The organism is Mesorhizobium sp. M0410, assembly GCF_040321435.1.
Lineage (GTDB): Bacteria > Pseudomonadota > Alphaproteobacteria > Rhizobiales > Rhizobiaceae > Mesorhizobium.
On the sequence record NZ_JAMYRN010000018.1, the window covers coordinates 39,655 to 64,357 of the forward strand.

General features: G+C 60.0%; 21 protein-coding genes, 4 pseudogenes and 1 riboswitch. Of the genes and pseudogenes, 6 read left to right on the plus strand and 19 right to left on the minus strand.

All coding sequences use genetic code 11. From position 1 onward, the window contains the following. Positions 1-21 precede the first annotated feature (21 nt). Positions 22-699, plus strand: coding sequence for a transposase (locus NKI63_RS23395; protein ID WP_352750379.1), 678 nt, complete (start codon positions 22-24; stop codon positions 697-699). A 32-nt stretch (positions 700-731) separates the two neighbouring features. Here the strand turns inward: NKI63_RS23395 and NKI63_RS23400 are convergent, their stop codons facing one another. The 7 genes and pseudogenes from NKI63_RS23400 to NKI63_RS23430 form a co-directional block, all read right to left on the minus strand. After that, positions 732-1,724 carry an adenosine kinase gene (locus NKI63_RS23400; RefSeq protein ID WP_352823491.1) on the minus strand — a complete coding sequence of 331 codons (993 nt, stop codon included), beginning with the start codon at positions 1,722-1,724 and terminating at the stop codon, positions 732-734. A 106-nt stretch (positions 1,725-1,830) separates the two neighbouring features. Further along, positions 1,831-3,006 carry a methionine adenosyltransferase gene (gene metK / locus NKI63_RS23405; RefSeq protein ID WP_352750377.1) on the minus strand — a complete coding sequence of 392 codons (1,176 nt, stop codon included), beginning with the start codon at positions 3,004-3,006 and terminating at the stop codon, positions 1,831-1,833. 54 nt (positions 3,007-3,060) lie between these two features. Then, positions 3,061-4,399: pseudogene (gene glyA, locus NKI63_RS23410) on the minus strand (serine hydroxymethyltransferase). Positions 4,400-5,315: 916 nt separating this feature from the next. Further along, entirely contained in the window at positions 5,316-6,140 is an 825-nt protein-coding gene (locus NKI63_RS23415) for a hypothetical protein (protein WP_352750376.1), read from the minus strand. Between the two features lie 233 nt (positions 6,141-6,373). Continuing rightward, positions 6,374-7,273: a hypothetical protein gene (locus NKI63_RS23420; protein WP_352823495.1), complete on the minus strand. Its 900-nt coding sequence runs from the start codon at positions 7,271-7,273 to the stop codon at positions 6,374-6,376. A 15-nt stretch (positions 7,274-7,288) separates the two neighbouring features. Further along, on the minus strand, positions 7,289-8,821 hold the full coding sequence (locus NKI63_RS23425; RefSeq protein ID WP_352823498.1) for a Fic family protein: 1,533 nt from the start codon (positions 8,819-8,821) through the stop codon (positions 7,289-7,291). Positions 8,822-9,072: 251 nt separating this feature from the next. Beyond that, positions 9,073-9,492: a hypothetical protein gene (locus NKI63_RS23430; RefSeq protein WP_352823501.1), complete on the minus strand. Its 420-nt coding sequence runs from the start codon at positions 9,490-9,492 to the stop codon at positions 9,073-9,075. Positions 9,493-9,542: 50 nt separating this feature from the next. On the opposite strand from NKI63_RS23430, the gene NKI63_RS23435 reads away from it, so the two are divergent. After that, complete coding sequence (locus NKI63_RS23435) at positions 9,543-9,845, plus strand: hypothetical protein (protein ID WP_352750373.1); 303 nt, start codon at positions 9,543-9,545, stop codon at positions 9,843-9,845. A 68-nt stretch (positions 9,846-9,913) separates the two neighbouring features. Here NKI63_RS23435 and NKI63_RS23440 read toward each other — a convergent pair whose 3' ends face one another. From NKI63_RS23440 to NKI63_RS23480, 9 genes are all read right to left on the minus strand, one after another. Then, positions 9,914-10,039 carry a sterol desaturase family protein gene (locus NKI63_RS23440; RefSeq protein ID WP_352515991.1) on the minus strand — a complete coding sequence of 42 codons (126 nt, stop codon included), beginning with the start codon at positions 10,037-10,039 and terminating at the stop codon, positions 9,914-9,916. A 79-nt stretch (positions 10,040-10,118) separates the two neighbouring features. Continuing rightward, a complete protein-coding gene (locus NKI63_RS23445; protein WP_352750382.1) occupies positions 10,119-10,382 on the minus strand; it encodes a hypothetical protein in 264 nt (87 codons plus the stop codon). A gap of 626 nt (positions 10,383-11,008) precedes the next feature. Continuing rightward, positions 11,009-11,767 (minus strand): hydroxymethylpyrimidine/phosphomethylpyrimidine kinase, encoded by a 759-nt coding sequence (locus tag NKI63_RS23450; protein WP_352823504.1) that lies wholly within the window; start codon positions 11,765-11,767, stop codon positions 11,009-11,011. After that, complete coding sequence (locus NKI63_RS23455) at positions 11,758-12,363, minus strand: thiamine phosphate synthase (protein WP_352515936.1); 606 nt, start codon at positions 12,361-12,363, stop codon at positions 11,758-11,760. Before NKI63_RS23455 ends, NKI63_RS23450 begins: the two co-directional genes overlap by 10 nt. Beyond that, positions 12,360-13,133, minus strand: a complete 774-nt coding sequence (locus tag NKI63_RS23460; protein WP_352823507.1) for a thiazole synthase — start codon at positions 13,131-13,133, stop codon at positions 12,360-12,362. The genes NKI63_RS23455 and NKI63_RS23460 overlap by 4 nt, the downstream gene beginning before the upstream one ends. Positions 13,134-13,136: 3 nt before the next feature. Then, positions 13,137-13,334 carry a sulfur carrier protein ThiS gene (gene thiS / locus NKI63_RS23465; protein WP_031253541.1) on the minus strand — a complete coding sequence of 66 codons (198 nt, stop codon included), beginning with the start codon at positions 13,332-13,334 and terminating at the stop codon, positions 13,137-13,139. After that, complete coding sequence (gene thiO / locus NKI63_RS23470; protein ID WP_352823511.1) at positions 13,303-14,304, minus strand: glycine oxidase ThiO; 1,002 nt, start codon at positions 14,302-14,304, stop codon at positions 13,303-13,305. Before thiO ends, thiS begins: the two co-directional genes overlap by 32 nt. Then, positions 14,301-16,133, minus strand: coding sequence for a phosphomethylpyrimidine synthase ThiC (thiC, locus tag NKI63_RS23475; protein WP_352823514.1), 1,833 nt, complete (start codon positions 16,131-16,133; stop codon positions 14,301-14,303). The genes thiO and thiC overlap by 4 nt, the downstream gene beginning before the upstream one ends. A gap of 104 nt (positions 16,134-16,237) precedes the next feature. After that, a riboswitch (TPP riboswitch) is annotated at positions 16,238-16,354 on the minus strand. Between the two features lie 547 nt (positions 16,355-16,901). Further along, positions 16,902-18,059: a porin gene (locus NKI63_RS23480; RefSeq protein WP_352750369.1), complete on the minus strand. Its 1,158-nt coding sequence runs from the start codon at positions 18,057-18,059 to the stop codon at positions 16,902-16,904. A gap of 1,046 nt (positions 18,060-19,105) precedes the next feature. Here NKI63_RS23480 and hemN point away from each other — a divergent pair. Next, positions 19,106-20,446, plus strand: a complete 1,341-nt coding sequence (gene hemN, locus NKI63_RS23485) for an oxygen-independent coproporphyrinogen III oxidase (RefSeq protein WP_352750368.1) — start codon at positions 19,106-19,108, stop codon at positions 20,444-20,446. 227 nt (positions 20,447-20,673) lie between these two features. Here the strand turns inward: hemN and NKI63_RS23490 are convergent. Next, positions 20,674-21,014, minus strand: a pseudogene (locus NKI63_RS23490) (PIN domain-containing protein); the annotation flags it as partial. Between the two features lie 733 nt (positions 21,015-21,747). Between NKI63_RS23490 and NKI63_RS23495 the strand changes: the two are divergent. Then, entirely contained in the window at positions 21,748-22,434 is a 687-nt protein-coding gene (locus NKI63_RS23495) for an isopentenyl transferase family protein (protein ID WP_352823519.1), read from the plus strand. Between the two features lie 166 nt (positions 22,435-22,600). Here NKI63_RS23495 and NKI63_RS23500 read toward each other — a convergent pair whose 3' ends face one another. Next, on the minus strand, positions 22,601-22,885 hold the full coding sequence (locus tag NKI63_RS23500; RefSeq protein WP_352452632.1) for a hypothetical protein: 285 nt from the start codon (positions 22,883-22,885) through the stop codon (positions 22,601-22,603). A gap of 119 nt (positions 22,886-23,004) precedes the next feature. Between NKI63_RS23500 and NKI63_RS23505 the strand changes: the two are divergent. Beyond that, positions 23,005-23,304 (plus strand): annotated as a pseudogene (locus NKI63_RS23505) (transposase); the annotation flags it as partial. Positions 23,305-23,376: 72 nt separating this feature from the next. Here NKI63_RS23505 and NKI63_RS23510 read toward each other — a convergent pair. Beyond that, positions 23,377-24,339 (minus strand): NUDIX hydrolase, encoded by a 963-nt coding sequence (locus tag NKI63_RS23510; RefSeq protein ID WP_352750366.1) that lies wholly within the window; start codon positions 24,337-24,339, stop codon positions 23,377-23,379. Positions 24,340-24,486: 147 nt separating this feature from the next. On the opposite strand from NKI63_RS23510, the pseudogene NKI63_RS23515 reads away from it, so the two are divergent. Next, positions 24,487-24,703 (plus strand): annotated as a pseudogene (locus NKI63_RS23515) (3-methyl-2-oxobutanoate hydroxymethyltransferase); the annotation flags it as partial.

Consider the following 24,703-nt stretch of genomic DNA (forward strand, 5'->3'; position numbering starts at 1 on the left):
TCTCCTATTCAGGAAGGAACTATGAGGCGGCAGACGCGACCATTCACCGTGGAAGTCAAACAAAAGCGCAATTATCAAAAATCCGCACGTTCCATCTGGGGCAATTTCGACATCGCCGCGGCGATGGCCGAGACAACAAAGGAAGTCGAGCCGTTAAATCGTCAGCTTGTTGACTCTACTGTAGTGGCCCTTGATGCTGAACCTTTGCAAAAACCGCGAGTGGAGCATTTCATGGCCAATCCCCTGGAAACCGAGTCAGCAGTAGTTCCTAGCGCACCGGCAGACAAAGCGGAAACGCCAAAACCGAAGACGAGAGCGCGGCGGTCGAGGAAGCCAGAAGCTGAGGCGAGCGCGCCTGCCCGCAAGGAGGGCGCCAAGCCGATATCCGCGACCACTGAAGCACCGCCGTCAGCGCGAACAGGCCGAAAGAGCTACTCCGCGAAGGATCGTGCCCAGAAGCTGGCGCAGATCGAGACCTCGATCGGCGGCGGCGCTACTCTCAAGAGCGCGGTGAAGCAAGCCGGCATCTCGGAACAGACATATTATCTTTGGAAGAAGGCCTCGGCGCCGGCGGCGGACAGTGACGGGCTGAAGGATCTCGTCGCGCTCGAGGAAGAAAACAAGCGGCTAAAGAGCCTGCTTGCCGATCGTCTCCGCAAGGAGAATGCGGAACTGAAGAAAAGGCTCGGGCTGGATTAAGGAGGGTGGGCAGCTGGTTCTTGGCTCGCCATCTACAGTAATCCCGCCTGGTCCGCCTCTCGGCGCAGATTCTGCCGTGGCCTTGGGCCGATCTGCTGGATGACCAGTCCGGCCGCCAGCGAGCCGAGATCGCCGCAATCCTTGAGGCTGCGGCCTTGCGTGTAGCCGTAGAGGAAGCCGGCGGCGTAGAGGTCGCCGGCGCCGGTGGTGTCGACCAGCTCGCGGATCCTGGTCGCATTGATGGTCACGGTCTCGTCGCCGCGCACGATCACCGAGCCCTTTTCCGAGCGGGTGACGGCGGCGATCTTGCAATCCTTGCGGATCTGCGCCAGCGCCTCGTCGAAGGACGCGGTCTGGTAGAGCGACTTGATCTCGGGGCTGTTGGCAAAGACGATGTCGACGGTGCCGGAGCGCATGAGATCGAGGAACTCGTCGCGGTAGCGGTCGACGCAGAACGAGTCCGACAATGTCATCGACACTTCGCGCCCGGCGGCATGGGCGAGCTTCGCCGTCTGCCTGATCGCTTCCTTGGCGCGCGGCGGGTCCCATAGATAGCCCTCGAAATAGGTGACCGCGGCGCCCGACGCCTTGTCGGCCTCGACGTCCTCCGGGCCGAGCTCGACGCAGGCGCCGAGATAGGTGTTCATCGAGCGCTCGCCGTCCGGCGTGACGAAGATCATCGAGCGCGCCGTCGGTGGCTCGCCGCTGAGCGGCCTGGTGTCGAAGGCGACGCCCTGGGCATGGATGTCATGCGCGTAGATTTCGCCGAGCGCGTCGTTCGAGACCTTGCCGAAGAAGGCGGCGCGGCCGCCGAAGCTGGCAACGCCCGCCGCCGTGTTGCCGGCGCTGCCGCCCGAGGCTTCAATGGCCGGGCCCATGCGGCTGTAGAGCAGTTCGGCGCGCCTGGTGTCGATCAAATTCATCGCGCCCTTGATGATGCCGTTGGTCTCCAGGAACGCCTCGTCGCACTGGGCGATGATGTCGACGATGGCATTTCCGATGCAAAGCACGTCATAATCCGGCATCAATGTCTCCGCCAAAACTCTGCCGGCTTCTTGCCACCCCGGCCGGGCGCGGGTCTGGCCAGTGGGAATGGGCTTTCTCGCTTGCCAATCCGTTCGGCGCCAGCCCTCACGGGGCGGCAAGTCCTGCCTCGCGACGCAATTCGTCGGCCCTGTCTGTCTTCTCCCAGGTGAAGTCAGGCTCTTCACGGCCGAAATGGCCATAGGTCGCGGTCTTGCGGTATATAGGGCGTAAGAGATCAAGCATCTTGATAATGCCCTTCGGTCTGAGATCGAACAACTCAAGAATGAGGCGCTCGATCCTTCTTTCCTCAACCCTCGCTGTCCCGAACGTGTTGACCATGACAGAAACCGGACTGGCCACGCCGATTGCGTAAGCAAGCTGCACCTCGCAGACGTCCGCAAGTCCGCTAGCGACGATATTCTTTGCGACATACCGGGCCGCATAGGCAGCTGAGCGGTCAACCTTGGACGGGTCCTTGCCCGAAAAGGCGCCGCCGCCGTGACGACCCATCCCACCATAGGAATCGACGATGATCTTGCGTCCAGTGAGACCGCAGTCGCCGCGCGGCCCGCCGACTACGAACCTCCCCGTCGGGTTGACCAGAATTCTTATGCCTTCCGTCTCCAGGTGGGTCGGCAGGACAGGCTTTATGATTTCCTCAATGACGCCCTCGCGGACCGTCTCTTGCGAGACCTGCTCGTCATGTTGGGTCGATACGACGATGGTATCAAGGGCGACCGGGCGCAACCCGTCATAGCGCACTGAGACTTGGGATTTCATGTCAGGACGCAACCAGCCAAGCTGTCGTGCTTTCCGGACATCTGCCTGTCGTTTCGTCAAGCGATGAGCGAGCTGGATCGGCAAAGGCATTAGAGTATCGGTTTCGCGGCATGCGTAGCCGAACATGAGGCCCTGATCTCCCGCTCCCTGCTGGAGGTCCTGCCCTCGTCCCTCGTCAACGCCCTGGCTAATGTCGGGCGATTGCTCGGTGAGTGCATGAACGACGGAGCAACGCCGGCCGTCAAAGCCGACGGCCTCATCGTCGTATCCAATATCGAGAATTGTATCGCGCGCAACTTGGCTATAATCCACCCGCGCATCGCTGGTAATCTCGCCAGCCAGAACGACTATCCCTGATTTTACCAACGCTTCACAGGCGACGCGCGCCTTGGGATCGGTGCGGAGGATGGCATCGAGGATGGCATCCGAGATGTTGTCGGCCAACTTATCCGGGTGTCCCGCGCCAACCGATTCGGAAGAGAACACGAACTGCCTAGCCATGAAATGCCTCACTTCGGGTGTTGGAGTTGTATGGGGCATTTTGCTTAGCCCACCTTACCTGTCGGGGATGCCCGGGACCTCGAACGCAGCGCACGAGTCGGCAACGTCTCTTCGCAGGGAGGCATGGAGATCTTCGTCGTCTGGCTCGCCAGAGGACGGAGTCAATGAAGCGAGCAATTTGCACGGTTTCCACATCGCGCATGCCCATTGACGTCACTGCTGGCGCCCCCAGGCGAATTCCGCTTGTGACCGCCGGATCCCGCGGGTCGCCAGGCACCATGTTAAAGTTTGTGATGATGCCTGCCTTTGCTAGCCGCTCGGCATAGGCCTTGCCCGATAGTGGTCGATCGCGCAGATCAAGGATCAGCATGTGATTGTCCGTCCCCCCGGTAACCAGGTCATAACCTCGCTCGATCAGTGCCTGTGCAAGAGCCTTGGCATTCTTGACGGTCTGTTGGCCGTAGCTTCGGAAGGACGGGTTCGCGGCTTCGTGCAAGGCAACTGCTAGCGCAGCGATAACATTCATATGGGGGCCGCCTTGCAGTTGAGGGAAGACAGCGCGATCTATTCGTCTGGCGAGATTGTATTTGCCCTTCGAATGATACAGCGCTTGATAGCGATCTTCATTCCTTGACAAAATGAAGCCACCGCGGGGACCGCGGATCGATTTGTGGGAGGTGCTGCTGACCACGTCGCAATGGCGCACGGGATTCGGGTGCGCTCCCGCGGCAATCAGGCCGCTGATGTGCGCAATGTCGGCTACGAGATAGGAGCTCGCTTCCAGGGCGATTTCTGCCATTGCCGCGTAGTCAAAGACACGCGGGTAAGCAGTTCCGCCGACCCAAATGAGCCGCGGCCGTTCCCGCTTGGCTGTCTCGCGCAAGCGGTCATAGTCAATCTGCTGTGTCTTTTCATCTAGTCCATAGGGGACGCGTTGATAGTCAGTTCCGGAAAAGTTGATGGCCCAACCATGAGTCAGATGGCCCCCTTCCGGAAGGGGCAAGCCCATGACTTTGTCACCGGGGCTCAAAAGCGCACGATAGACAGCCTGGTTGGCCGGCGAGCCGGAATAAGGCTGGACGTTGGCATGCTCGCTGCCAAATAGTGTTTTCAAGCGCTCAATGGCTAGATTCTCAAGCTCATCAACGACCTCATTTCCAGCGTAGTATCGCGCACCGGGGTACCCCTCGGCGTACTTGTTCGTGAAAATCGAGCCGTTCGCTTCCAGCACGGCCGAGGACGCAAAGTTCTCTGAGGCGATGAGCTTAAGGGTCGTCCGCTCCTGCCGCTCCTGTCTTAGAAGCAGTTCGTGAACGCGGCAATCAACCGCCGCCAAGGAAGACTGCCCGTAGGTGTCGGGCTGTGCGATCGCGCCGTCGGCGGAGTTGTCCATGGTAGCTTCGCGCTCCAATTGGATGACCTATTTCACGGTCAAGCATGCGGTCCCCTTCGGCCGCGTGTCTCGTACCGCTTCGAGCCGTTGAAGGTCTCGTTTGTGATAGCCATCGCCGTGGGGCAGGAGATCAACCAACAATTGAACCAGCCCGCCGTCCTTACCTCCTGTTTTGAGATTGTACGAGCACCACGGACGTTGTTCGTTGCAGTAAAGAAAGTCGGCTCTGGCCAGCAGCCGAACGTGTCGCACAACGTGCTCACGACGCAGACCCAGAATCTCCGCTAGCTGGCAGACAGTTAGGTCCGCGTGCGCGCAAAGGCCTAGAATTCGAAGGCGATCTAAATGCGCTGCCGTCCGTAGGCGACTGACCAGTGTCAGCATTGGTCACGACCAAGCCACTTGGAAAGCCTGGGCACTCGTCCTACTGAATTTGTCATTTCGCGTTCTCCACAGATGTTGCAGCTTTCGAACCAAATAATATGGTTGCTTGTCCACCGACCGGACAATCTCGGTGGCCGTGAAGATACTGTTTTGAGCCGATATGGCTGTGTCGAACAAACAAGATGGGCGCTCTTCTTGCCATTGCCTTTAGCCGAAATTGCACGCAGTTCGGCGGGTCGGAGAATAAGCCACGGTTCGGACCCCACTGACTCAAACGTTGCAATAAGCCTACCATTCACAGCGAACCGGAGTTGCTAAGAGTCTATGAATTTCCTTGAAGGATCTGTTGCAACGTTTGCGCAGCCCGGTCTTGCTCCCGGCTTGCAGCGGTCAATCTCGTGCAGACTGACCGTGATGCAAAGATGACAAGGAAGGTTCGCTTTCAATCCGATCTTCTTCCTGGCCAAGTAGTTCGTAGTCTCATAACTGTGGCCTAGACAAAAGGAGGGCTAATCAGCGAGGTATGATGTCGTTAGCGTGGTTGGGCCACCAGCAGGTCGACGCCAAGATCGACACGCGCAATTTCCCGCGCTACGAGAATGTCAGTGACTGCGCGCTCTTCCTCGGGCGGTCTGGCTGCGCCGTCTAGAATCTGAATGCGTCTCGCGCCGACCCGTTCAGCAATGAGCTGTTCGGCTTGCCGCATTGACGGCGAAGCAAGCTCAAGTACGTTTTCGCGCATCTCACGCGCCGCCTCGCCGACTTCCGCAAAACGCTTCTCGGCGAACTGCTCCTTAAAGAGCGCAGCGAGATCATCAAATGTTTGAACTTTGGTGGGCTTGGGTTTCGAGCAAAAATATCCAGTTGCCAGTCCAGGTTTATAGGCAAGGCTGTGCGCTTTGTCGTCTGGCAAGGGCCCAATATCCCCTGGTGAGACGAAAATGGACTGCCGTGCTACGGTTGCTCCATTATAAGAGCGGTCGAAATCGCTGATGTTTGCAATACAAGGAGCCGCATAGAAGACGTTTGACGGATAGCGCGCCTCAAGCCGAAGAAGCAGTTCATGCTGACGCGACACATCCCTGCGCATCATGGCAATCCGAAAAAATGGTATCGACAAACCGGGACAATGTCCGCTCGCAATCTCAAAGGCAGTTCCTCGCTTCATCAGCTCCGGAAGCTTGTACTGGAAAAACAGCGGAACCCCTGGGAAATTGATGCGGATGTCAAAGCCAGAATGCCCCTCCTGTATGAGGTTTGGAAAGACCGGCGCGCCTACAGGTGCGGCTGACGATGACCGGATAAGGTTTTCGGTGAAGGCATACCCAAATGAGAACTCCGTGTAGCCCACCTTCATTCAATTCTGCTTTCGTGCTGAAGTTTATCCGGGACTCTTTGCCTGCAGCCGAGCAGACCATATAACAGAAAAAACTATGTATACTTGCGATAGTCTGAGCTTATCGATTCCTCGGATAGATATTTCAAAAGCTCACCCACTCCCTGGCTGCTAGAATGGGAATGGGAAGCTTCTGGTTGATTTGGGTCGAGTTCCAGTTGATTTTGGTAAGCGACAAAACCTCCTGCGCTATCTCAGCGATTCCCGGCGCAGATCGCCGATAAGTTTCGGGCTTCGCGAACAGCGCCAGAGTGCGTAGCCGATATCTTCAACCGGGCGGCGGCTTCTCCCTCGCCAGTGCCGAGCGCGATCATATGCATTGCGCATTGGGCCAGCGCGCCGTCAAGGCGCCCCGCTTCCGTCGCGCTGCCGTAAAGGTCCAGGAACCACGCCAGCGAGTAAGACCAGTCGGCAGGCAAGTCCTGCCCATTGTGATCCCTTGCGACGACGGCCACGACGGCGTTGCGGCCTTCGGGCGTGCGGGGCTCTATCCCAAGGATCGGGTATAATTCGGGTGTCGGCTGCTGAAGGATACGCGCCGGCACGAGCGACAGTGCTTTCTCCAGCGAGGGAGGAAAATCCTCCAGTTCTTCGGCCAGTTCGGCAGCTTCTCTCCTTCGTCCCTCGCGGCGCGCTTCTACATATTCTGCCGCAACCACGGCAACGGTGCGCTGCGCCCGTTCAGCGGTGCCGGTGGCAATCAGCTCGGCCGGAATGTCACCATCCTTGATAGCCCAGTGCGTACGGTGCTGTTCGAACTGTTGAATGCCCAGCCGGTCCGCAATTCTCAACACCGCTGACCGGTCGAGAAAGGCATGTTCCGGATCGGGCTCGAAGGTGAAGGCCAGTTCGTGTCCGCGCCGAACGATATTGCGTATGCGGCCGTGCCGGACCACGCGCGCGTGCGGGCCTCCCGCCCCGACTTCGTACATCAACAGCGCCGGGATTTCCTCCAGCCGGCGCAATGTTTCAGGGCGCGCGAGGTCGATAGCCTCGGCCTCGGCGCCGCTATATTCCTTGAACCGGTCAATGGTTGACGTGAACGGCGGCGTTTCCCACCACTCGCCGTGGCCCGAGACAAGCAAGTTAAACATGGCACACCACCGACCTCACGCCGCCTTCTCCATAGACCACTTCACCCGTTCGGCGAGAAAGGCGGCGAACGTTTTCACATTCATATTGCCGCTCGCCTCCTCCAGCCCTGCGAGGTAGGCCTTCCGGTCATCGACTCTGACGACTGTCCAGGGGTAACCGCCTGAAGCCAGCATCGCGTTCATGAGGAACCGCGCCATTCGTCCGTTGCCGTCCGGATAGGGGTGCACATAGCCCACAAGCCAATGCCCCAGCACGGCACGCACGGAGGCCTCCTTCTCCGCCTCCAGCAGGTCGAACAGCTCATTCATACCATCGGCCACCGCTTCGGTACGCGGCGGCACGTGCTGCGAGCCGCGCAGGTACACAGGGTGATTGCGATATCCCGCAAGCGCGCTGGCTTTGAGGATGCCGGCGGTCACTGACGGCGCGAACAGCTCCCGGTACCACTCCCGGTGAGTGTCCCGCGTCAACGCGCCGGCTGGCTTGCCGTTGATGATCGCGGCAACAGAGTCTTTGACCTTCTGGAATGCGAGGTAGTAGCCACGCGCGGCAAGCGCATCCCGGTTCTTGCGGTCCTCTTCATCAATCTCCGGATTCCAGCTCCCCTCGCGCACCCGGTCGATGAGTTCCGGGGTGACGCTGTACCCTTCTATCGACAGCGAATGGTAGGCGTCGCTTTCGTAGATATCCTCGACGAACTTCATATAGGCGTCTTTGTCGGACGGCAGTCCGGGTGCCTTCGGGAATATCTCGATGATGGCTTCGCGCTGCGATTGCCAGATCGCGCGCAGGCGGGCGACCAACGGCGGTACGCCCGCCGCAATGGTTGTCACTCCAATTTGTCCCGCGAACGGATCGGATTCGCGCACGTCATAGCCGGCGGCTTTGAAGGCGGCCACGATTTCATCGGCAAAGGAGTCGCGTCCTACGCGACGGAAGGCCCCCGCAAGCCGTCCCGCCACGGCGGAATGGCCGCCATCAAGCAACAGGGCCAGAACGGTTGATACGTCGCGCACCGACGCCATGGCGATCTGCATCTCGATAGGGGCGCGCTGGAAGAACGCTTCCGGCACCCGGGTAAGGGCGGCCTCGACAGTGAACACGCGCTGGCCGTTTTTCTCTGTCAGTTCGGCCGGCATCTCCTTGACCTTGAGGTCATAGATCGAAGTGCCGAACAGCAGGTCGATTTTGTTATTCGTGCCTTTGGGGGTATTCACCACCACCTGAGGCGGAATAGTGGGCGCTTCCGCGTGCAGAAGCAGCGACTGCTCCGGTGACAGGAACCAGTCCTTGCCGAACCGGTCATTGCAGTAAAGGGAGCAGAACTCCCAGAAGCTCGCGTACCAGGAGGTGGTGTCTTGCTGCTGTGCCTGCGGGCCGGTCGACATGAGCCAGCCTTTGATAACATCGCGCAGGAACCCGTTCTGCAGCAGCCGCTCCCGGTGGACGCGGGTCAGCTCATCGGACTTGAATATGCGCCGCCCACCCTCCTGCAGCTCTTTGAGGACGGCCAGTGATTCAGCGAGTTTTTCATGGGGCTTGGCCATGGCCGTGCCTTTGCAAGTTTTTAGAGCTGTGCGATTACAAGTATATAGTGCTGATAGGCGACAAGTCAATGATGCTGTGGAGTTGCAAGTTTTTTATGTTGTGCGATAACAAGTTTTTTATGCGATAATCGGGAATAACCCAGTGAAATCACCCCTTTGATCGTGTCCATAGCTCGTCTGCGCGAAGGATTGTTACCCGGATGGGCCGAGACCCAGCTCCCCCGCAGGCTACGCAGGGGCTCGGGGCGAGCCTAGAGCCTGGATCTCCGAAGCGCTTCGAAGGAGGACGCGCCCAAAACTCGCCCGTTGTGCATCGTGGGTACCCGTAAACGCGAATTCTCAAAGAAAAGACGCTCCTTACCTCTCCCTCCCGCCACGATCATCACGGCCGCGCCCGCGCTCACTACGCCGCGACGCCCGCGAGATCGGCTTCTCGGCAATCGCGCCCTCATCACCACTGCCCTGTCTGTCCCCGCTCTTCCCGTCATCGGCTGCGCGCGCGAACCGTCACGCACGTCCACCGCTTTCGACAACGGCGACTGCGCCGCCAGCGCATCCTGCATCGCCTGTTGCAGGTCGATGGAAGGGCTGGCCGCCTGGTCAACCCGCGCCTGCCGCTCTTCCGGCACACGCAGCGTATCCTTGTAGCGATTCTGCGCCTTGCGCACCAACGCGCCGCGCCCCTCGGCTTCAGCTCCAGCGTCAGCGCCGGCATATGCACATGCCCCGCCCGGTCTTTGATCCGCTGCTCGCGCCCGCGCTTCACTTCCAGCGATTGCAGCTCGCGTTTCTCGACCGCCGCCAGCGCCTTCAGCGTGCGCTCGCCGTCTACGGCCTGCAGCCGGTGCCGCTCCCGCTGGATATGCGCCGCCCCGCGCTTCGCCTGCACGAGCTCTGTCTTGCGCGCAACAAACGCCTCCAGCCGTTGCCGGTCCCGGTAACGGTGCAGCTTATCCCGGATCAGTGTGATGCCGGTGACGCGCCCGAGGAACGCCGCCAGCGTATCGAAGCGGCCCAAGATTGATGCGGGTGCTAGAGTGTGAAAGATGTCCCTGAAAGGTAATCAGTGTCATGGCAACAGCGGGCACTACGCTAGATTCGAAATGGATCAGCTTGAGTGGGTGATACAAGCGCTGTCCATGCCGTCAATTCGCGGATCGAGTGGTGAGTAGCGTGCATGCGCCAGAGGAATGGAACAGCATGCTGAGCGCGGTGCATCCAGTAGTAAAAGAAGTCGCCGGCAATCGCGACTAAGACCCCTGAAATGACGGCGAATCCAGTGTTAATGACTGCGTTGTCAGAGTGAAGAAACGCACCGAAATTGATCGTTACGAGCGGCTTTATTCCTAACCAGCCCAAGCTCGCAGCGTAGAGATGCCAGATAAATGTACCCCATCCGAGCCAATATCCAATTCCGCACGCCGCGAACATTTGAGGCAAAACTGTATCGAGAAGCCGGAAAGGTTAGCTCCAGCGCCGCGCAAACGGTAGCGAAGATCACAACCAGCTCAAGCGATGTTAGGTAGTACTGGACCATCTGATTAACGTCGAGAATCTGCATTTGTTTGCTCCTTCCTTCGCGCGGCCCTTGTCTCGCCCAGCAAATGGGCTCGCGTTGACAAGGCTAACCGAAGTACGATCCAAACGGTGAGCATTCTGCCGGCACCGCTATGCGGGCATCCTGGTAGATTGATAAAATTAGTTGTTTGGATGACCCATCCGGGTCCCAAATGGTGGAGGAGTCCAGCAGACGAGGTGGGTTGCGCGAGGCGACCAACTATGCACCAGTGTGCGCGCCGGCGGCTACGATAACGTTGCTTCGAGTTATGAGCTGTCTACTAAAATTTACTCGCTCTTATTTTTTGACTGTTTTGCGGCTATGATCGCCGCAAACTAGATTTAGTCAGGTGTGCACAGTCGCCGACGCCAAGATCCCCTTGGTGATAATCGCCGCCAACGGGATTCTTGCTCGCGCAATATGATCCTAGATTCCACGCGATTGGCGGTGCCTGGCTCCCGCTGCTAATCGTCTGCTGAACCGAAGATCATTCACCCATCGACGAAACCAGAGCCACAAAAGCGGTCAGGATCAGATGCTTTTGTCATAAGCACCGGCCAGCGAACATGACCCTCCGTTGGCTGAAATCGTCGGCGATAAAATGGGGCCGCCTATCGCGAGCCTGATTCTCATATGGGGTGTTTCCAAATCTTTTCGAACACCAGAAGCTTGGCCTGGCGCACCGCTTCCTCAATCGAGGCCCCGATCGCCAGATACGCGGCTATCGCGCTGGCCAGGGCACAGCCGGTGCCGCGCATCGTTCTTGCCAGCCGACGAGTGTCAAGGCGCACGGGTTCTTGGTTAGGTCGAACGAGAACATCCGTTGAGCGAGGTCCTGAGCCGTGGCCGCCTTTGATCAGCAGGGCCTGAACCCCGGCGGCGAGCAGTTGTTGTCCTTGTTGAAGCGCGCCGACCTCATCCACCGCTAGCTCTGAGCCGGCAAGAAGCGCCAGTTCGATGAGATTGGGTGTGACGATACGGCAAAGTGGCATCAGATGCTGCTTCATGATGGGGATGGCGCTTGCTTCAAGAAGCGCTCGGCCCGACGTGGAAGCCAGCACCGGATCGAGGACTGCCGGTATGCGCGGATTTTCGCGCAGCACAGCGGCAACCGCAGCGACGATCTCAGCCGTTGCGAGCATGCCGATTTTGACGGCCGCCAGCTTGTTGGCCTGCAGCGCTGCACGCATCTGATCGGCCACCAGACCGGGTTGCAGATGAAGGATGTCCGTGACGATGTCGTGTGTTTGCACCGTCACCGCAGTGACGGCAAGGCAGCTGCGCACGCCCATGGAGGAGAGCGTCTCGATATCGCGCGCGATTCCGGCACCCCCACTGGAGTCCGATCCGCCGACGACAAGTACATGCGATTCCTGCCTCAGCGCCATCGGGCGGTCTCTTTTATCCACTCTCTGGTGCGCGCTTCAGGGTCAGGATGCAGCGTGACGTCGGTGACCACCGCGGCACTGTCTGCCCCAGCCTCGAATACGCCGTCGAGCCGGTCGGGGTTGAGGCCACCGATGGCGACCAGCGGGATCGGCGCGACCCGTCGTTTCCACTCGCTGAGCCGTTCAAGCCCTTGCGGCGGCCATTTCATCTTCTTGAGGCTCGTCGGATAAATAGGACCCAGCGCCACATAGTCCGGCTCGGCCGCCAGCGCCGTTTCCAGTTCGGTGTGATCGTGGGTCGAAAGTCCGAGCTTCAATCCGCCGTACTTAATGGCCAGCAGGTCGGCCGCAGCCAAATCCTCCTGGCCGAGATGAACGAAGTCGCAGCCTTCCTCGATTGCCGTGCGCCAATAGTCGTTGACGATCAGTTGGCAACCATGGACCGCGCAGACGCCGTTCGCGCGGCGGATTTCCGCGCGCAACTCGTTCTCGTCCATGTTCTTGATGCGGAGCTGGACCAGCCTAACGCCGAGCGGCACCAGCCGTTCGATCCAGGCGGCACTGTCGACGATCAGGTAGAAGGGATCGAGCTTCATGAAAAAACCGCCCTGCCGATTGTCGGCGTCGATGGCACGGCGACGCCGCGCGGCTCGAGCAGTCCCGAACCATAGGCTTCGCGACCGGCGTCGACCGCCTTGCTGAAAGCGCGCGCCATGCCGACCGGATCGGCCGCCTTGGCAACTGCGGTGTTCAGGAGTACGGCGTCAAAGCCGAGCTCCATGACGGTTGCCGCGTGCGATGGCCGTCCGAGACCAGCATCCACGATCAGCGGGACATCAGGGAAATGTCCGCGCATCGAGCGCAGCGCCATGATGTTGACCGGCCCGAGGGCGGAACCGATCGGTGCGCACCAGGGCATCAAGACCTTGCAGCCCGCCGCAAGCAGCCGCTCGGCGACGACAAGGTCGTCGGTTGTATACGGGAACACCGCAAAACCGTCCTCGCACAGGATGCGGGCGGCTTCGAGCAGACCGAACACGTCCGGCTGCAGCGTGTCGTGATTGCCGATCACTTCGAGCTTGATCCAGGGCGTGCCGAAGACTTCGCGCGCCATTTGTGCGGTCGTGACCGCTTCCTTGACGGAGTGGCAGCCAGCAGTGTTGGGCAGGATTCTGACACCAAGCGAGCGGATCAACGACCAGAATTTTTCGCCAGCCCTGCCGCCTGCCATTTCACGGCGCAACGAGACGGTCACCACCGCCGTGCCCGAAGCCCTGACTGCATAGGCAAGGATGGCCGGCGAAGGATATTGAGCCGTGCCAAGAAGCAGGCGCGACGGAAGCTCGGCTCCATAAAGCTCGATCATGGCCTAGCCGCCCTGCATGGGCGAGAGGATTTCAATCCGGTCGCCGTCGTTCAACTGGAATTCCGCCCGGTTGGCTTTGTGCACGAGGTCATTGTTGACGGCCGTCGCCAGCCAATCGCCCTCATAGTCAAGCGCGGCAAGCAGCGCCTCCAGCGTTGTGGCGGCAACCTCATGCGCTTCGCCGTTGACCATCAGTTTCATGAGCAAGCTCCTTGGTTCTGTCTTGAGTGAAAACCAGATCGGCAGCCTGGCGCGCCATGGCGGGAGCCAGGAGAAAACCGTGACGATAGAGCCCGTTGATCGCGATGATTTCACCCTTGATTTCGACGCGCGGCAAATTGTCGGGAAAGGCTGGGCGGACGCCGACACCGGTTTCAACGATCCCGGCCTCGCCAAAGGCCGGGTGGAGGGCATAGGCGGTACCCAGCAGTTCCATCATCGAACGCGCCGTAACCGGTCCGACGGACTGGCTTTCAATCATCGTCGCACCAATCATGAAACGGTGGTCGGTGCGCGGCACTGCATAGAGTGGAAAGCGCGGATGCAGCAGCCTGACGGGGCGCGACAGCGAGAAATCAGGGATACGCAGGGTGAGCATTTCGCCGCGAACGCCGCGCAGCCAGTCATTTTGCGCCGCCATTCCTGTACAGTCGATCTGACGATCGAAACCAAAAACATGCTGGGCGTCGGCGCCGAAGCGGAACTCGACCCCCGTGGCCGCGAGCTTATCATGAAGTGCTGCCATCGCCTGGCGCGGATCAAGATGGCCCTCAGCGGGGAAGAGCAATCCGCGGCGGAAGCGGCCGGCTAAGTCGGGCTCCAGCAAGGCAATTTCATCTTCCTCGACGCGCCGATAGCCCGTCGTGCGGCTGGCGAACCGGTCGAGCTCGCCCGCATCGCGCGGCGCGGCCACGACCAGCGTTCCGGCCCGCGTCACCTGGCCGGGCGTTGCGGCATCCCACCAGTCGGCGGCACCGCGCCCGAGATCCAGCACCGGTTGCCCGGCGCTTTCACGCTCGCACCATGGCGCCAGCATGCCGCCGGCGAACCACGACGCATTGCCCCCAAGGGCAGGCCTTATCTCGGCAACGGTAACCGCCGCGCCGCGTGCGGCGAACTCGAAGGCGGCGGTGAGGCCGGCGACGCCGGCCCCTTTGACCAAGACCCTCATGATCGCTCACGTGGCTGAGGTATGAGCGGTGCGCCGGTCTCGTCCGCCGGCACGTAGAGATCGCGCTCGCGGTATTTCGCCGCCATCGCCGCCATGCCCTCCTTCTGCGCCTCGGCACGAATGTCGTGGGAAATGCGCATGGAACAGAATTTCGGTCCGCACATCGAGCAGAAATGCGCCAGCTTGTGCGCCTCCTTGGGCAAGGTCTGATCGTGGAAGGACCGCGCTGTTTCGGGGTCGAGCGACAGGTTGAACTGGTCCTCCCAGCGGAACTCGAATCTGGCCCGCGACAGCGCGTCGTCGCGGATCTTCGCCGCCGGGTGACCCTTCGCCAGGTCGGCGGCATGCGCCGCGATCTTGTAGGTGATCACGCCGGTCTTGACGTCGTTGCGATCGGGAAGCCCGAGATGTTCCTTCGGCGTGACGTAGCAGAGCATGGCGGTGCCGAACCAGCCGATCATGGCAGCACCGATGCCGGAGGTGATGTGATCGTAGCCCGGCGCGATGTCGGTGGTGAGCGGTCCAAGCGTATAGAACGGCGCTTCGCCGCAGACCGCGAGCTGCTTGTCCATGTTCTGCTTGATCTTGTGCATCGGCACGTGGCCAGGCCCCTCGATCATCACCTGGCAATCTTTCGCCCAGGCGATCTTGGTCAGCTCGCCGAGCGTTTCCAGCTCGGCGAATTGCGCGGCGTCGTTGGCATCGGCAATCGAGCCGGGACGAAGGCCGTCACCGAGCGAGAAGGACACATCATAGGCACGGCAGATGTCGCAGATTTCGGCGAAATGCTCGTAAAGGAAGCTTTCCCGGTGATGGTGCAGGCACCATTTGGCCATGATCGAGCCGCCGCGCGAGACGATGCCAGTGACCCGGTCGACGGTCAGCGGGATGTAGTGCAGCCGCACGCCGGCATGGATGGTGAAATAGTCGACACCCTGTTCGGCCTGCTCGACCAGCGTGTCGCGGTAGACCTCCCAGGTAAGATCCTCGGCGATGCCGCCGACCTTCTCAAGCGCCTGATAGAGCGGCACCGTGCCGATCGGCACCGGCGCATTGCGCACGATCCATTCGCGGATGTTGTGGATGTTGCGGCCGGTCGATAGGTCCATCACCGTATCGGCGCCCCAGCGGATCGCCCAGACCATTTTTTCGACCTCTTCGGCCATCGAGGAGGTGACAGCGGAGTTGCCGATATTGGCATTGATCTTGACCAGGAAATTGCGGCCGATGATCATCGGCTCGCTCTCTGGGTGGTTAATGTTGGCGGGAATGATTGCGCGTCCGCGCGCCACCTCATCACGCACGAAATCCGGCGTGACGAAATCGGGCAGTGTCGCGCCGAAAGCCTCGCCGTCCCGCTCAAGCTTGCCGTGCAGGATCTCGCGACCAAGGTTCTCGCGGATGGCGGCGAACTCCATTTCGGGTGTGATGATGCCGGCGCGCGCATAGGCAAGCTGCGTCACCGCCTTGCCTGCTTTGGCTCTGAGCGGTCGGTGGCGAATGGGAAATTCCGGCGTCAGGCGTTCGCCCGTCGCGAATCCGTTGTCCTCCGGCCGGACATGGCGGCCGTCATAGGCCTCGACATCGCCGCGCGCCGTAATCCATTCGTGGCGAAGCCGTGCAAGGCCATTTTCGATGCTGGTTTCGACAGACGGGTCTGTATAGGGGCCGGACGGATCGTAGACGGTGACGGGCGGTTCGCTGGCCGTCGGATGGACGGAGATTTCGCGCATCGGCACCCTGAGCTGCGGGTGGATGGCACCGGGCTTGTGGATTTTGCGTGAGGCGGGCAGCGGTCCCGTCGAGACGGCGGGGGTGAGGGCATTCATCTTGAGGCTCCTTTGCTCGTTGCATTGGAGACCCAGTTCTATGCCGGGAGGATGAAAAGACGCTTCTGTCGACCTGCCGAAACAGGACCTCGGGCGTAAACTCCCGCAAAGCGCTTGCACCGTCCCTACGCCAGTATGAACTGGATCAGGTTCAACGGGTCACTGCGCCGCGAATGCCAGCAGTATCTCAGCCCCTTGCCGGGACTCCCCTGGTGAATGCGTGAGGTTGGACGGGACGGCTCCGGTTTGTCAAGCGCGTTCTGGCCGCGGCGAGGATCGTCGGGCGATCGTCTCGGCCAGGCGCAAGATCGGATGGAGCGTCGCCTGAGAATCGTCTGTTCCTCGATCAGCCTCGCTTATGCTCTGGAGCTTGTTCTCTCGCGCCCGAATTTCCGCGGGGATGGCTGAACGGAGGCGATCCATTTGCGATTTTCAAGTGCGTCGGGCCGCACCCCACAATCGCTCAACAAGTTGAACACGTCCTGACCCGACTGGGCCTTCGAGTTTGGAAAACCTGGCCGGGTACTGCTGGATGGCAGGGTCCGTCAAGCGGGCGGAAGGGATGAGGAAATGAAAGAGCTGCAGATCAAAACACATAATCGAGCGATGAATATCGCCTGCGCGATCATCCGGACCAGATCTGATATGAAACATCGTCCGGCCCCGAGATCGAGGCTCCAATCTCGTATAGCTTCCATGCGACGTTCTCTTGGAGTGTTGCGGGATTGGTCCGCTCAACCGGATCTCGGAGCTCAACCCTTTCATCCGTTAGAATGAGCGTTCGAAACGCAGGATTCCGCCGACACTGCTCTTCTTGTTGGCGTTGGTCCAATTCACGTTGGAAGCGTCCAGCTTGCCGACGGCGAAGTTACCGTATCGGCCATAGTCGAGTTCCGCCGTAACTGTGAAATCTGGAAGAAACGCATAGGCGACGTTTGCAGCGACACCATGGTTCTTGAGCTGATCACCGGAGAGCTGAAGCTTGAACGAAGTTGTCTCGTTGAGCTCGTAAGCGGCGCCAGCCCAGAAAGCCCAGTTCCCGCCCCAAATCTTATAGAAGCCGCGACCATGAGCGTCGATCGCGTTCGTGGAGTCGTCGTTGAGCTTGCCCCTGGAACCGTAGCCGAACATTCCGAACAGCAACAGTTTGTTGGTGACATTGATGTCGACACGGACCTTGGCGGCCACCGATTCGTAGTTGCTATCGTAAGCGGCAACGCCGGTGATCGCGCCCCAGCCATGTGTGTATTTCAAGCCGCCGACTACGTGCGGAGCGTAGCTGTCGATTGTGCCGACCACGCCCGAGCCTTCTTCGAGCGAAACCACGGCCGAAAAGCCGTTCCCGACGTCGAAGTAGTACTGAACCACATTGGTATCGAAAGGGCCGTACGGAACCGGCGTCTGGTTGAGTACGTCACCGGCGCCGCCAATAAACATGTCGAAGGCCGACCAGTCCTTACCAACTCGGAGGCCACCAAGCTGAATCCAGGCGAAAGTCAAAGTGCTGTCTCCGTTGAAGGCATAGGGCCGAGAACTGTCCGAAACCGAAGCGCCGCGGTTGCCGAAGTTCATGCGGGTTTCGGTGTAGGTCTTCAACGTGCCGAGTTCGGTCTCCTGGCCGGTCCAAGTTTTCAATGTGAAGCGCGTGTTGTTTTGCCATGTGCCCTGATCCTCACCAGTCCTCACATCCGAGGTTCTTGCGTGATCAACCAATCCGACATGGCCCAAGCCGACGTCGTAACGGACATAGCCGCCGATGCGCACGCAGGTCTCAGTGCCTGAAATGTAGACGTAGCCCGAGCCGTAGACGTCGCAGATTTTAACGTACTCAGTCGGGTCAGGCTCGGCAACGGCGGTCACGGCGCGAGCGTCGGAAACGGCAATCAGTGCCGCAGTTGAGCCGAGGAGGAGGCTCCTAATGTTCATTGTTGATCTCCGTTCAAAGAGTAAAAGGAATGGACGTCAGTGATGAAGTCTTGCTAAGGAAACAGTCGATAACGATGCGCATTGAGTTGAATTTGAGCAGTTTTGATGCGCTAGTCACGCCAGATATTCATCAGAAATTGAGCATATGATTTGGGTGTTATTGTTACAAATATGCGATTGTTATTACAAATATAATAATCGCCGAAACGACTCCATCCAACATTTCTGTACAAATCATCCCCGTCATCTCCGCTAGTTGTGGGCGGGCCGTCACAAAGGCTTCTACTGCAAATGACGTGCCATCCTGACGACGCAGCTGCGGCTTGAAGCTCAAGTGTGCCGGCGGACCTTGGTTCGCTCTTCCTTCCTTTTTGCCTTGCGGATCAACCCAAGCACGAACGGCAAACGTTTCGGCTACGGTTCGTGTGTTCGCTTCGCGACAGTTTCGTTCAATGGCGACAGCTTTGTTTGCTGTGAGCCCCGACGTTGAGACGTCATGCGGCGGCACCGCTCGGTACGACTCCGTCATTTTGGCGAGCGCGATGATCGGTAATCACGCGCTGAACGCCCAGCCTTGCCTCCACCACGGAGTCAGTAGGCGCGCCGGCCTGGCATTGCGGCCGACCTGACGGTCGCGTCGAGCAGCCTCTCGTCCTGATAGACGGCGCGCCACAGCTAATGCTTCTTGCCAGCAATTCACACAACGAGCTCATCGAGATGCCAGAGATCACTATGGGGCTGCGCTAGCTGGCGAGCAAAGTCTGATCCGAACGCCGTGTTATCTCGTTGGATGCGGCAGCCGCGCTCAGCAGAATCTACTCGACCAGGCGCAGGCTGAAGGGAAGGGATGGTGGAACCAAACGGTGCGCGTGAGGGTCGCGGCGGGAACAGCCATGGCCAGTCGCTGACCGTCCAGCCAAGACTGAACGGCCGCTATGGCTGAGAAATACAACTTTCGAGCCCAAAGCGGAACGGACTGACATAGCGCAAAGACACAGGCGAGCGCAGCGGTAAGGTTGGTGGTTATCAGCATGGGACGGTAACTGTTGCAGACCACAAAATATCGCGAGGCCGGCCTGCCTTGGTACACTATCTATCCGACTGTGTCGGAGTTCTCTGGGGCGGTCGGCGCCGAGGCTTATGAGGAATGGCTCAGGAACCTGCCGGCGGACGATCCGGTGTCGCTCTATTTCCACGTTCCGTTCTGCCGATCAGCTTGCTGGTATTGTGGCTTCCCCACCACCATCACCCGCCATGATGCGCCGATCCTCAACTATCTGGCGGCCCTGCGTGACGAGATCCGTTTGGTCTCGGAGCGAGCGCCGCAGACGCTGCCCGTGAGCGACATGCATTTCGGCGGCGGAACGCCGTCTCTCATAGGACCAGCCGAGTTCCTGGCTCTGATGGAGTTCCTGCGACGCCGCTTCGCTCTCACGAAAACAGCTACGGTTGCCGTCGAGATTGATCCGCGCACGTTCACGGCCGAGATGGCCGAGGCCTTAGGAGCAGCCGGCGTGAACCGTGTGAGTCTCGGCGTGCAGAGCTTCGATCCCATTGTTCAAAAAGCAATCAACCGGGTTCAGAGTGAGGCGCAGACGTCGGCTGCCGTGGAAATGCTGCGCCGGCATGGAGTAAGCCGCATCAACTTCGACCTCATCTTCGGTCTCCCGCATCAAACGGTGCAGTCCTGCGTCGAGACCGCGAGGGCGGCGGTCGCAATGCGCCCCGACCGGCTTGCGGTGTTCGGCTATGCGCACATCCCGTCGCTTATAAAGAATCAGCGCCTCATCGAGGAGGCAGTTCTTCCGGGCAGCGCTGCCCGCGCCGAACAGTATGCGGCCGTGGCCGCGACGCTGATTGCCGCCGGCTACCGCGAGATCGGGCTCGACCATTTCGCCTTGCCGGACGACGAGCTCGCGCTGGCACAGAAAACGGGTCGCCTGCGGCGTAACTCGCTGGGCTACTCGGCCACCACCTGCAGAACCCTGATCGGTTTCGGCGCGTCGGCTATCGGCCGCGTCGGCGAGGGGTACGTCCAAAACGAAGTTACACGGGATTCCTACATCCAGCACATCGCAGCTGGCCGTCTGGCGACGTCAAAGGGCTATCGCCTCACCGACGACGACCGCGTGCGAGCCGCAATTATCGAGCGACTAATGTGCGATCTCGAGGCCGATGTGCAGGCAATCTGTGCCGCCCACGGATCTGATCCGATCCGTCTTCTCGATTCAGCTGAGCGCTTGGTGATGCTGGCCGAGGACGGGATAGTGGACTTCGAAAACGGTTTTGTCCGCGTACGGCGGGAGCATCGCTTTGTAATTCGCGCTGTCGCTGCCGCGTTCGATGCTTTTCTCGATCGGGATGGCCGTAAGCATAGCCACAGGTGAGGGCAAGCATCCAACCGGAAGCTAAACTCGACGCCCTTGGCCGAGGCCTGTCATGAAGCGCGCGTCAAGGATGCGAAAAGCAGAGCTGATCCGCCTATTTCATCTCATCTTCAATGACATCGACCTCGTGGCTGCCACCGAGGCGTCTCCATATTGATCGTGGTAGGTGCGGGGCATCTGGGTGTTTCGCCGTCAGCGCATGAATATCCCCGCCATGTGATGGGTCAGGAAATCGCGGTGGCTGCAATCAGCCCGTCCATCGATGACAGACCGCGGCCACGCCGCTTCGCGAGGCCCGTCAGGTCGCCCCAGGCCAGGGCAACCAGTTCGTCCACGGGCAGGACTCTCGGCTCGAAGCGCTGCGGCAGGTCCCGGGCGAGCCATCCGGCCAGTGCGTCACGTTTCCGACCTTTGTCCATGAGGGCAGCGCCGCGCCGGATCTCGGCGATCGACACAACGCTGATAAATGAGCGGTCTTCATCGAGCCCGTCATCCATTCCAGCACGCGCGCGTCAGGGCTCGGCCTCGTCACCTCGGAGAGGCCATTAGTGTCGAGCAAGAGCCTCATAATGGCAGACCATGCGGTTCATCGCGTAGCCGCTCGATGTACAGTTCGGCGTTGCGCAGCGGCGATGCGCAGCGAGTGCCCAGAAAACAGCAGCCAGCTCCCCTTCCGGAAGATCGGAGCGGACGCCACGCAAAAAGCGCCAATCCTTGGCGCCGGCGGTCTGTGTGTTTGCGCGCTGGCGGCTTTGGTGTACTCCTGTGCCGTTTCGACGAGGCTTCCAGCCGGACCGGCAGGGGAGGAGGCTTTGGCGGCGCGGCCGGCACACGGCCCACCTCGAGGACGAGATCGACGATGTCGGGCAGATCCTCGGTCGCCTCACAAATCGGTGAGGTCGTCGGGACACCGTCTTCCACTTTTGTTGATCAGCCGCCTTCCTGGCCATGTTCCGAGACAATAAGGCGCCCGTGCGCCGCCGCCTCGATTAACCCAAGACACGCAAGGATCTTTTGCCGGAGACAACGAGGTCACCATCCTGCGGTGCCGCGTTGCGTCACAGTCGGCATGAGATGTGCAAAGTGGACCGTCGTCAAACGTCAAACAGAGGCGTTGGTGACTGGACTGAACGACCAGAACGGGCTGCTTGCGCCCTTTCGGACTTCACAAAGTTCGAAAATGGCGTCGTTTCAGGGCATAATCGCCGCTTGTCAAAATGTTTGCGACAAGTCCGGTGAAAGCCTACCGAGTATCTTGTGCTTGGGGGGCGGTTAGTTCCGATAAACTAAGCGGCATACACATGCTAATCTATTTGATTTACGGGCCGACCTGCAGCGGCAAAACAGACGCGGCAATCCAAATTGCACGAGAGACCGGATGGCCGGTCATTGCGCTGGATCGTGTACAATGCTGTCCTCAAATCGCCACCGGCAGCGGGCGTCCCTCGGATTCCGAACTGCAATCTACCCAGCGGATCTACTTGGATTCGCGCCCGCTAACCGCGGGCATCATCGACGCCGAGACCGCCCATCGTAAGCTGATAATGCAAGTGGATGAGCGTAGTTCCCAGCCGGGGCTCATCCTCGAAGGCGGTTCGATCTCCCTTCTCAATTTAATGGCGCGAAGTCAGCATTGGGATGGCGCTTTTCGGTGGCATGTAAGGCGGTTGCGGCTCGGCAACTCGGACGCCTTTCTGGAGAGAGCCAAGCGTCGGGTCACAGACATGTTTGTCACAAGAGAAGGACAACCTTCATTGCTGCAGGAACTTGCGGATCAGTGGAAGGAAGATGCAGTCCGTCCCACTTTGGAAGACGTTGACGGATATCGTTGCGCCATTCATTTTGCGAGAGAGCACAGCTTGGCAATCAGCGAAATGCCGTGCCTTCGCAAAGAGCTCCAACAAGATCTTGTAGAGGCGATTGCGAGAGAATATCTCGGATATGCGCGTTGGCAAGAACGCGACTTTCCAGAATGGCAAACTGAGTGAGCAAGCCTCCCCGGACCTCGCCTGCGATGCGGGCACGGTAGCTCCTGAGAATTGCGCTAAGTGGTTTGCTGAAGCAAGCTAGTGCCAGGCGACATTAGGTCCGTGTGGCAGCGGAAGGATTGCTTTCGCCACGGTGACTGCGGAGGAGGCGACATGGCTGCACTGCTCATTTCAGGCATGGGACGGAATGTACCGATGACAAAGTGCTGCGCGCTTCGTAGCGACCGCTACCGTGGCTGACTCGCGAACTACTATCCGCCAGCCCAGTCTGTGGCGTCGTCTCGGCTTTCATCGCCACCGCCTTCGCCCAGGAAACGCCCGAGGCCGCAAGCGTCGCCGTGGCAGTGCGGCACCCGGCAAGATGGGTGGTCATCGGCCCTATCTGATCGACGGGGAGCACCGTGCTTTCGTCCTGGGCGAGGTTGAGCGAGATGCCAACATGACGCTTCATCAATTGACGGCGGCACTGGCTGAACGTGGTCTCCTGCGAGCGTCGGTCGCTTCCTGCACCGCGAGGGCAAGAGCTTCAAGAAAACCGTTCTGCCGGCCGAGCAGCTCAAGCCAAAGCTGATGCGCGGGCGTGCGCAATGGATACGCTATCAGACCCGCATTGACCCTACGCGCCTGGTCTCCCTGGATGAAACATGGGTCAAGACCAACATGGCGCCGTTGCGCGGCTGGGGTGTGCGCGGCAAGCGGCTGATGGCCCACGCACCATATGGCCATTGGAAGACGATGACCTTCATCACCGCGCTGCGGCAGGATCGGGTGGAGGCGCCTTGGGTCATTGACGGACCCATCACTACGCAGGCCTTTCGCGTCTATGTCGAAACCGAACTCAACAAAACACTGAAGCCGGGCGACATCGTCATTCTCGACAATCCGGTTCTCACAAGGGCCAAGCCGTCCGCGACATCGTCAGGGCTGCTGGCGCAAGGCGGGTCAAGCCCGCGACAGCGGCAATTTTGTTCCGGCTATCACCCTCTCGTCGAGAACGGCGTGACGGAAGCGATAAAGTTGCGCCGGCCGGCCGCCGGTTTCCGCGGTTGTCTCACCGGTTTCCTCGACCAGCTCCTGCTGCTCGATTAGCCGGCGAAAGTTCGGCTTACGTACGAGCCTGCCGGCAAGCGCCTCCACGGTGCGCTGCAGCTGCAAAAGCGTGAAGACCGGCGGCATCAGTTCGAATACGACCGGCCGGTATTTGATCTTGGAGCGCAGCCGCGCAATGCCGGTCGCCAGGATGCGACGATGATCGGCGATCATCGATCTGCCCGACACCGAGGTGGGCGCAGCGGAATGTCCGGCGCGTATTGCTTCCTCCACCAGGGCGGCTTCGTAGAGCAGCTCATAACGTTGAAGCGCAAGTTCCTCGTTCCAATGGCGGTCGTCAAAGCCGAAGGCGATCGCCGCCCGCCGTCGTCGGTCGAGGCGTGTCGTACCGTCGTCAGTGCCATCCGCCCATTCCATCAGGCGCGGCCGCAATTCGTCCAACACGACCGCCGGTGTGCCGGAGCGGTGATCCTCCCACGGGAAATAGTCGTACCAGCTTCCCCAGTGTCGCCCGGCCGGGTCGCCAGCTTCGTCTTGGTGGGTGAGCGCCAGATAGCTGATAGAGACCACGCGGTCGTCAGCGCCAACCCTGTCGCGATCGGCGAAGGTGTAGAGCTGTTCGATATAGCCGAGCGGCTGGCCGGTCTGTTGTTCCACCCATCCCCTGAGGCCCGACTGCAGCGAACGGTGAGCAAGCTCGAACGGGCCGGAGGGCAGGGCGTTTGCCTGCGGGATGGTCAGAACGCAGGGGGCGCTGCTGTCCATGGCGACCACAACGGCGATCAAGTCCGCATTGACCTCGTTGGCCTTGCCTCCAGCTCCGCCTTTCCTAATCCCTTTTGCGCGATCGTCCATGGTCCCCGACGTCGTTGAGCAGAGCCCTGCCGCGTAGGCGGCTGAACCGATTGAATTCCGTTTTTGTCTGATAATTGTCGGCGCGTCAACACCACCCGTCGTGGCGATTTTAGCTCTTCGCAGCTGCATAAAAAGTGCCAACGCGACATCCGTGCTTGGGGAAGGAGGCCCATTGAGTGCGCCGATTCAAAGCTCGTCGATCGACATTGCGACGTTGTTCTCGTCGGCGACAGCGCGGCATAGTTCTCCACGGCTTGGCGTCGACGCTGGGCGTGACGCTGGAGATGATGATCATGCACGGTCAGACCTGCGCCGTGGCCTGGAGCCGGCGCAAATGGTCGTCGACCCGCCGTTCGGTTCCTTT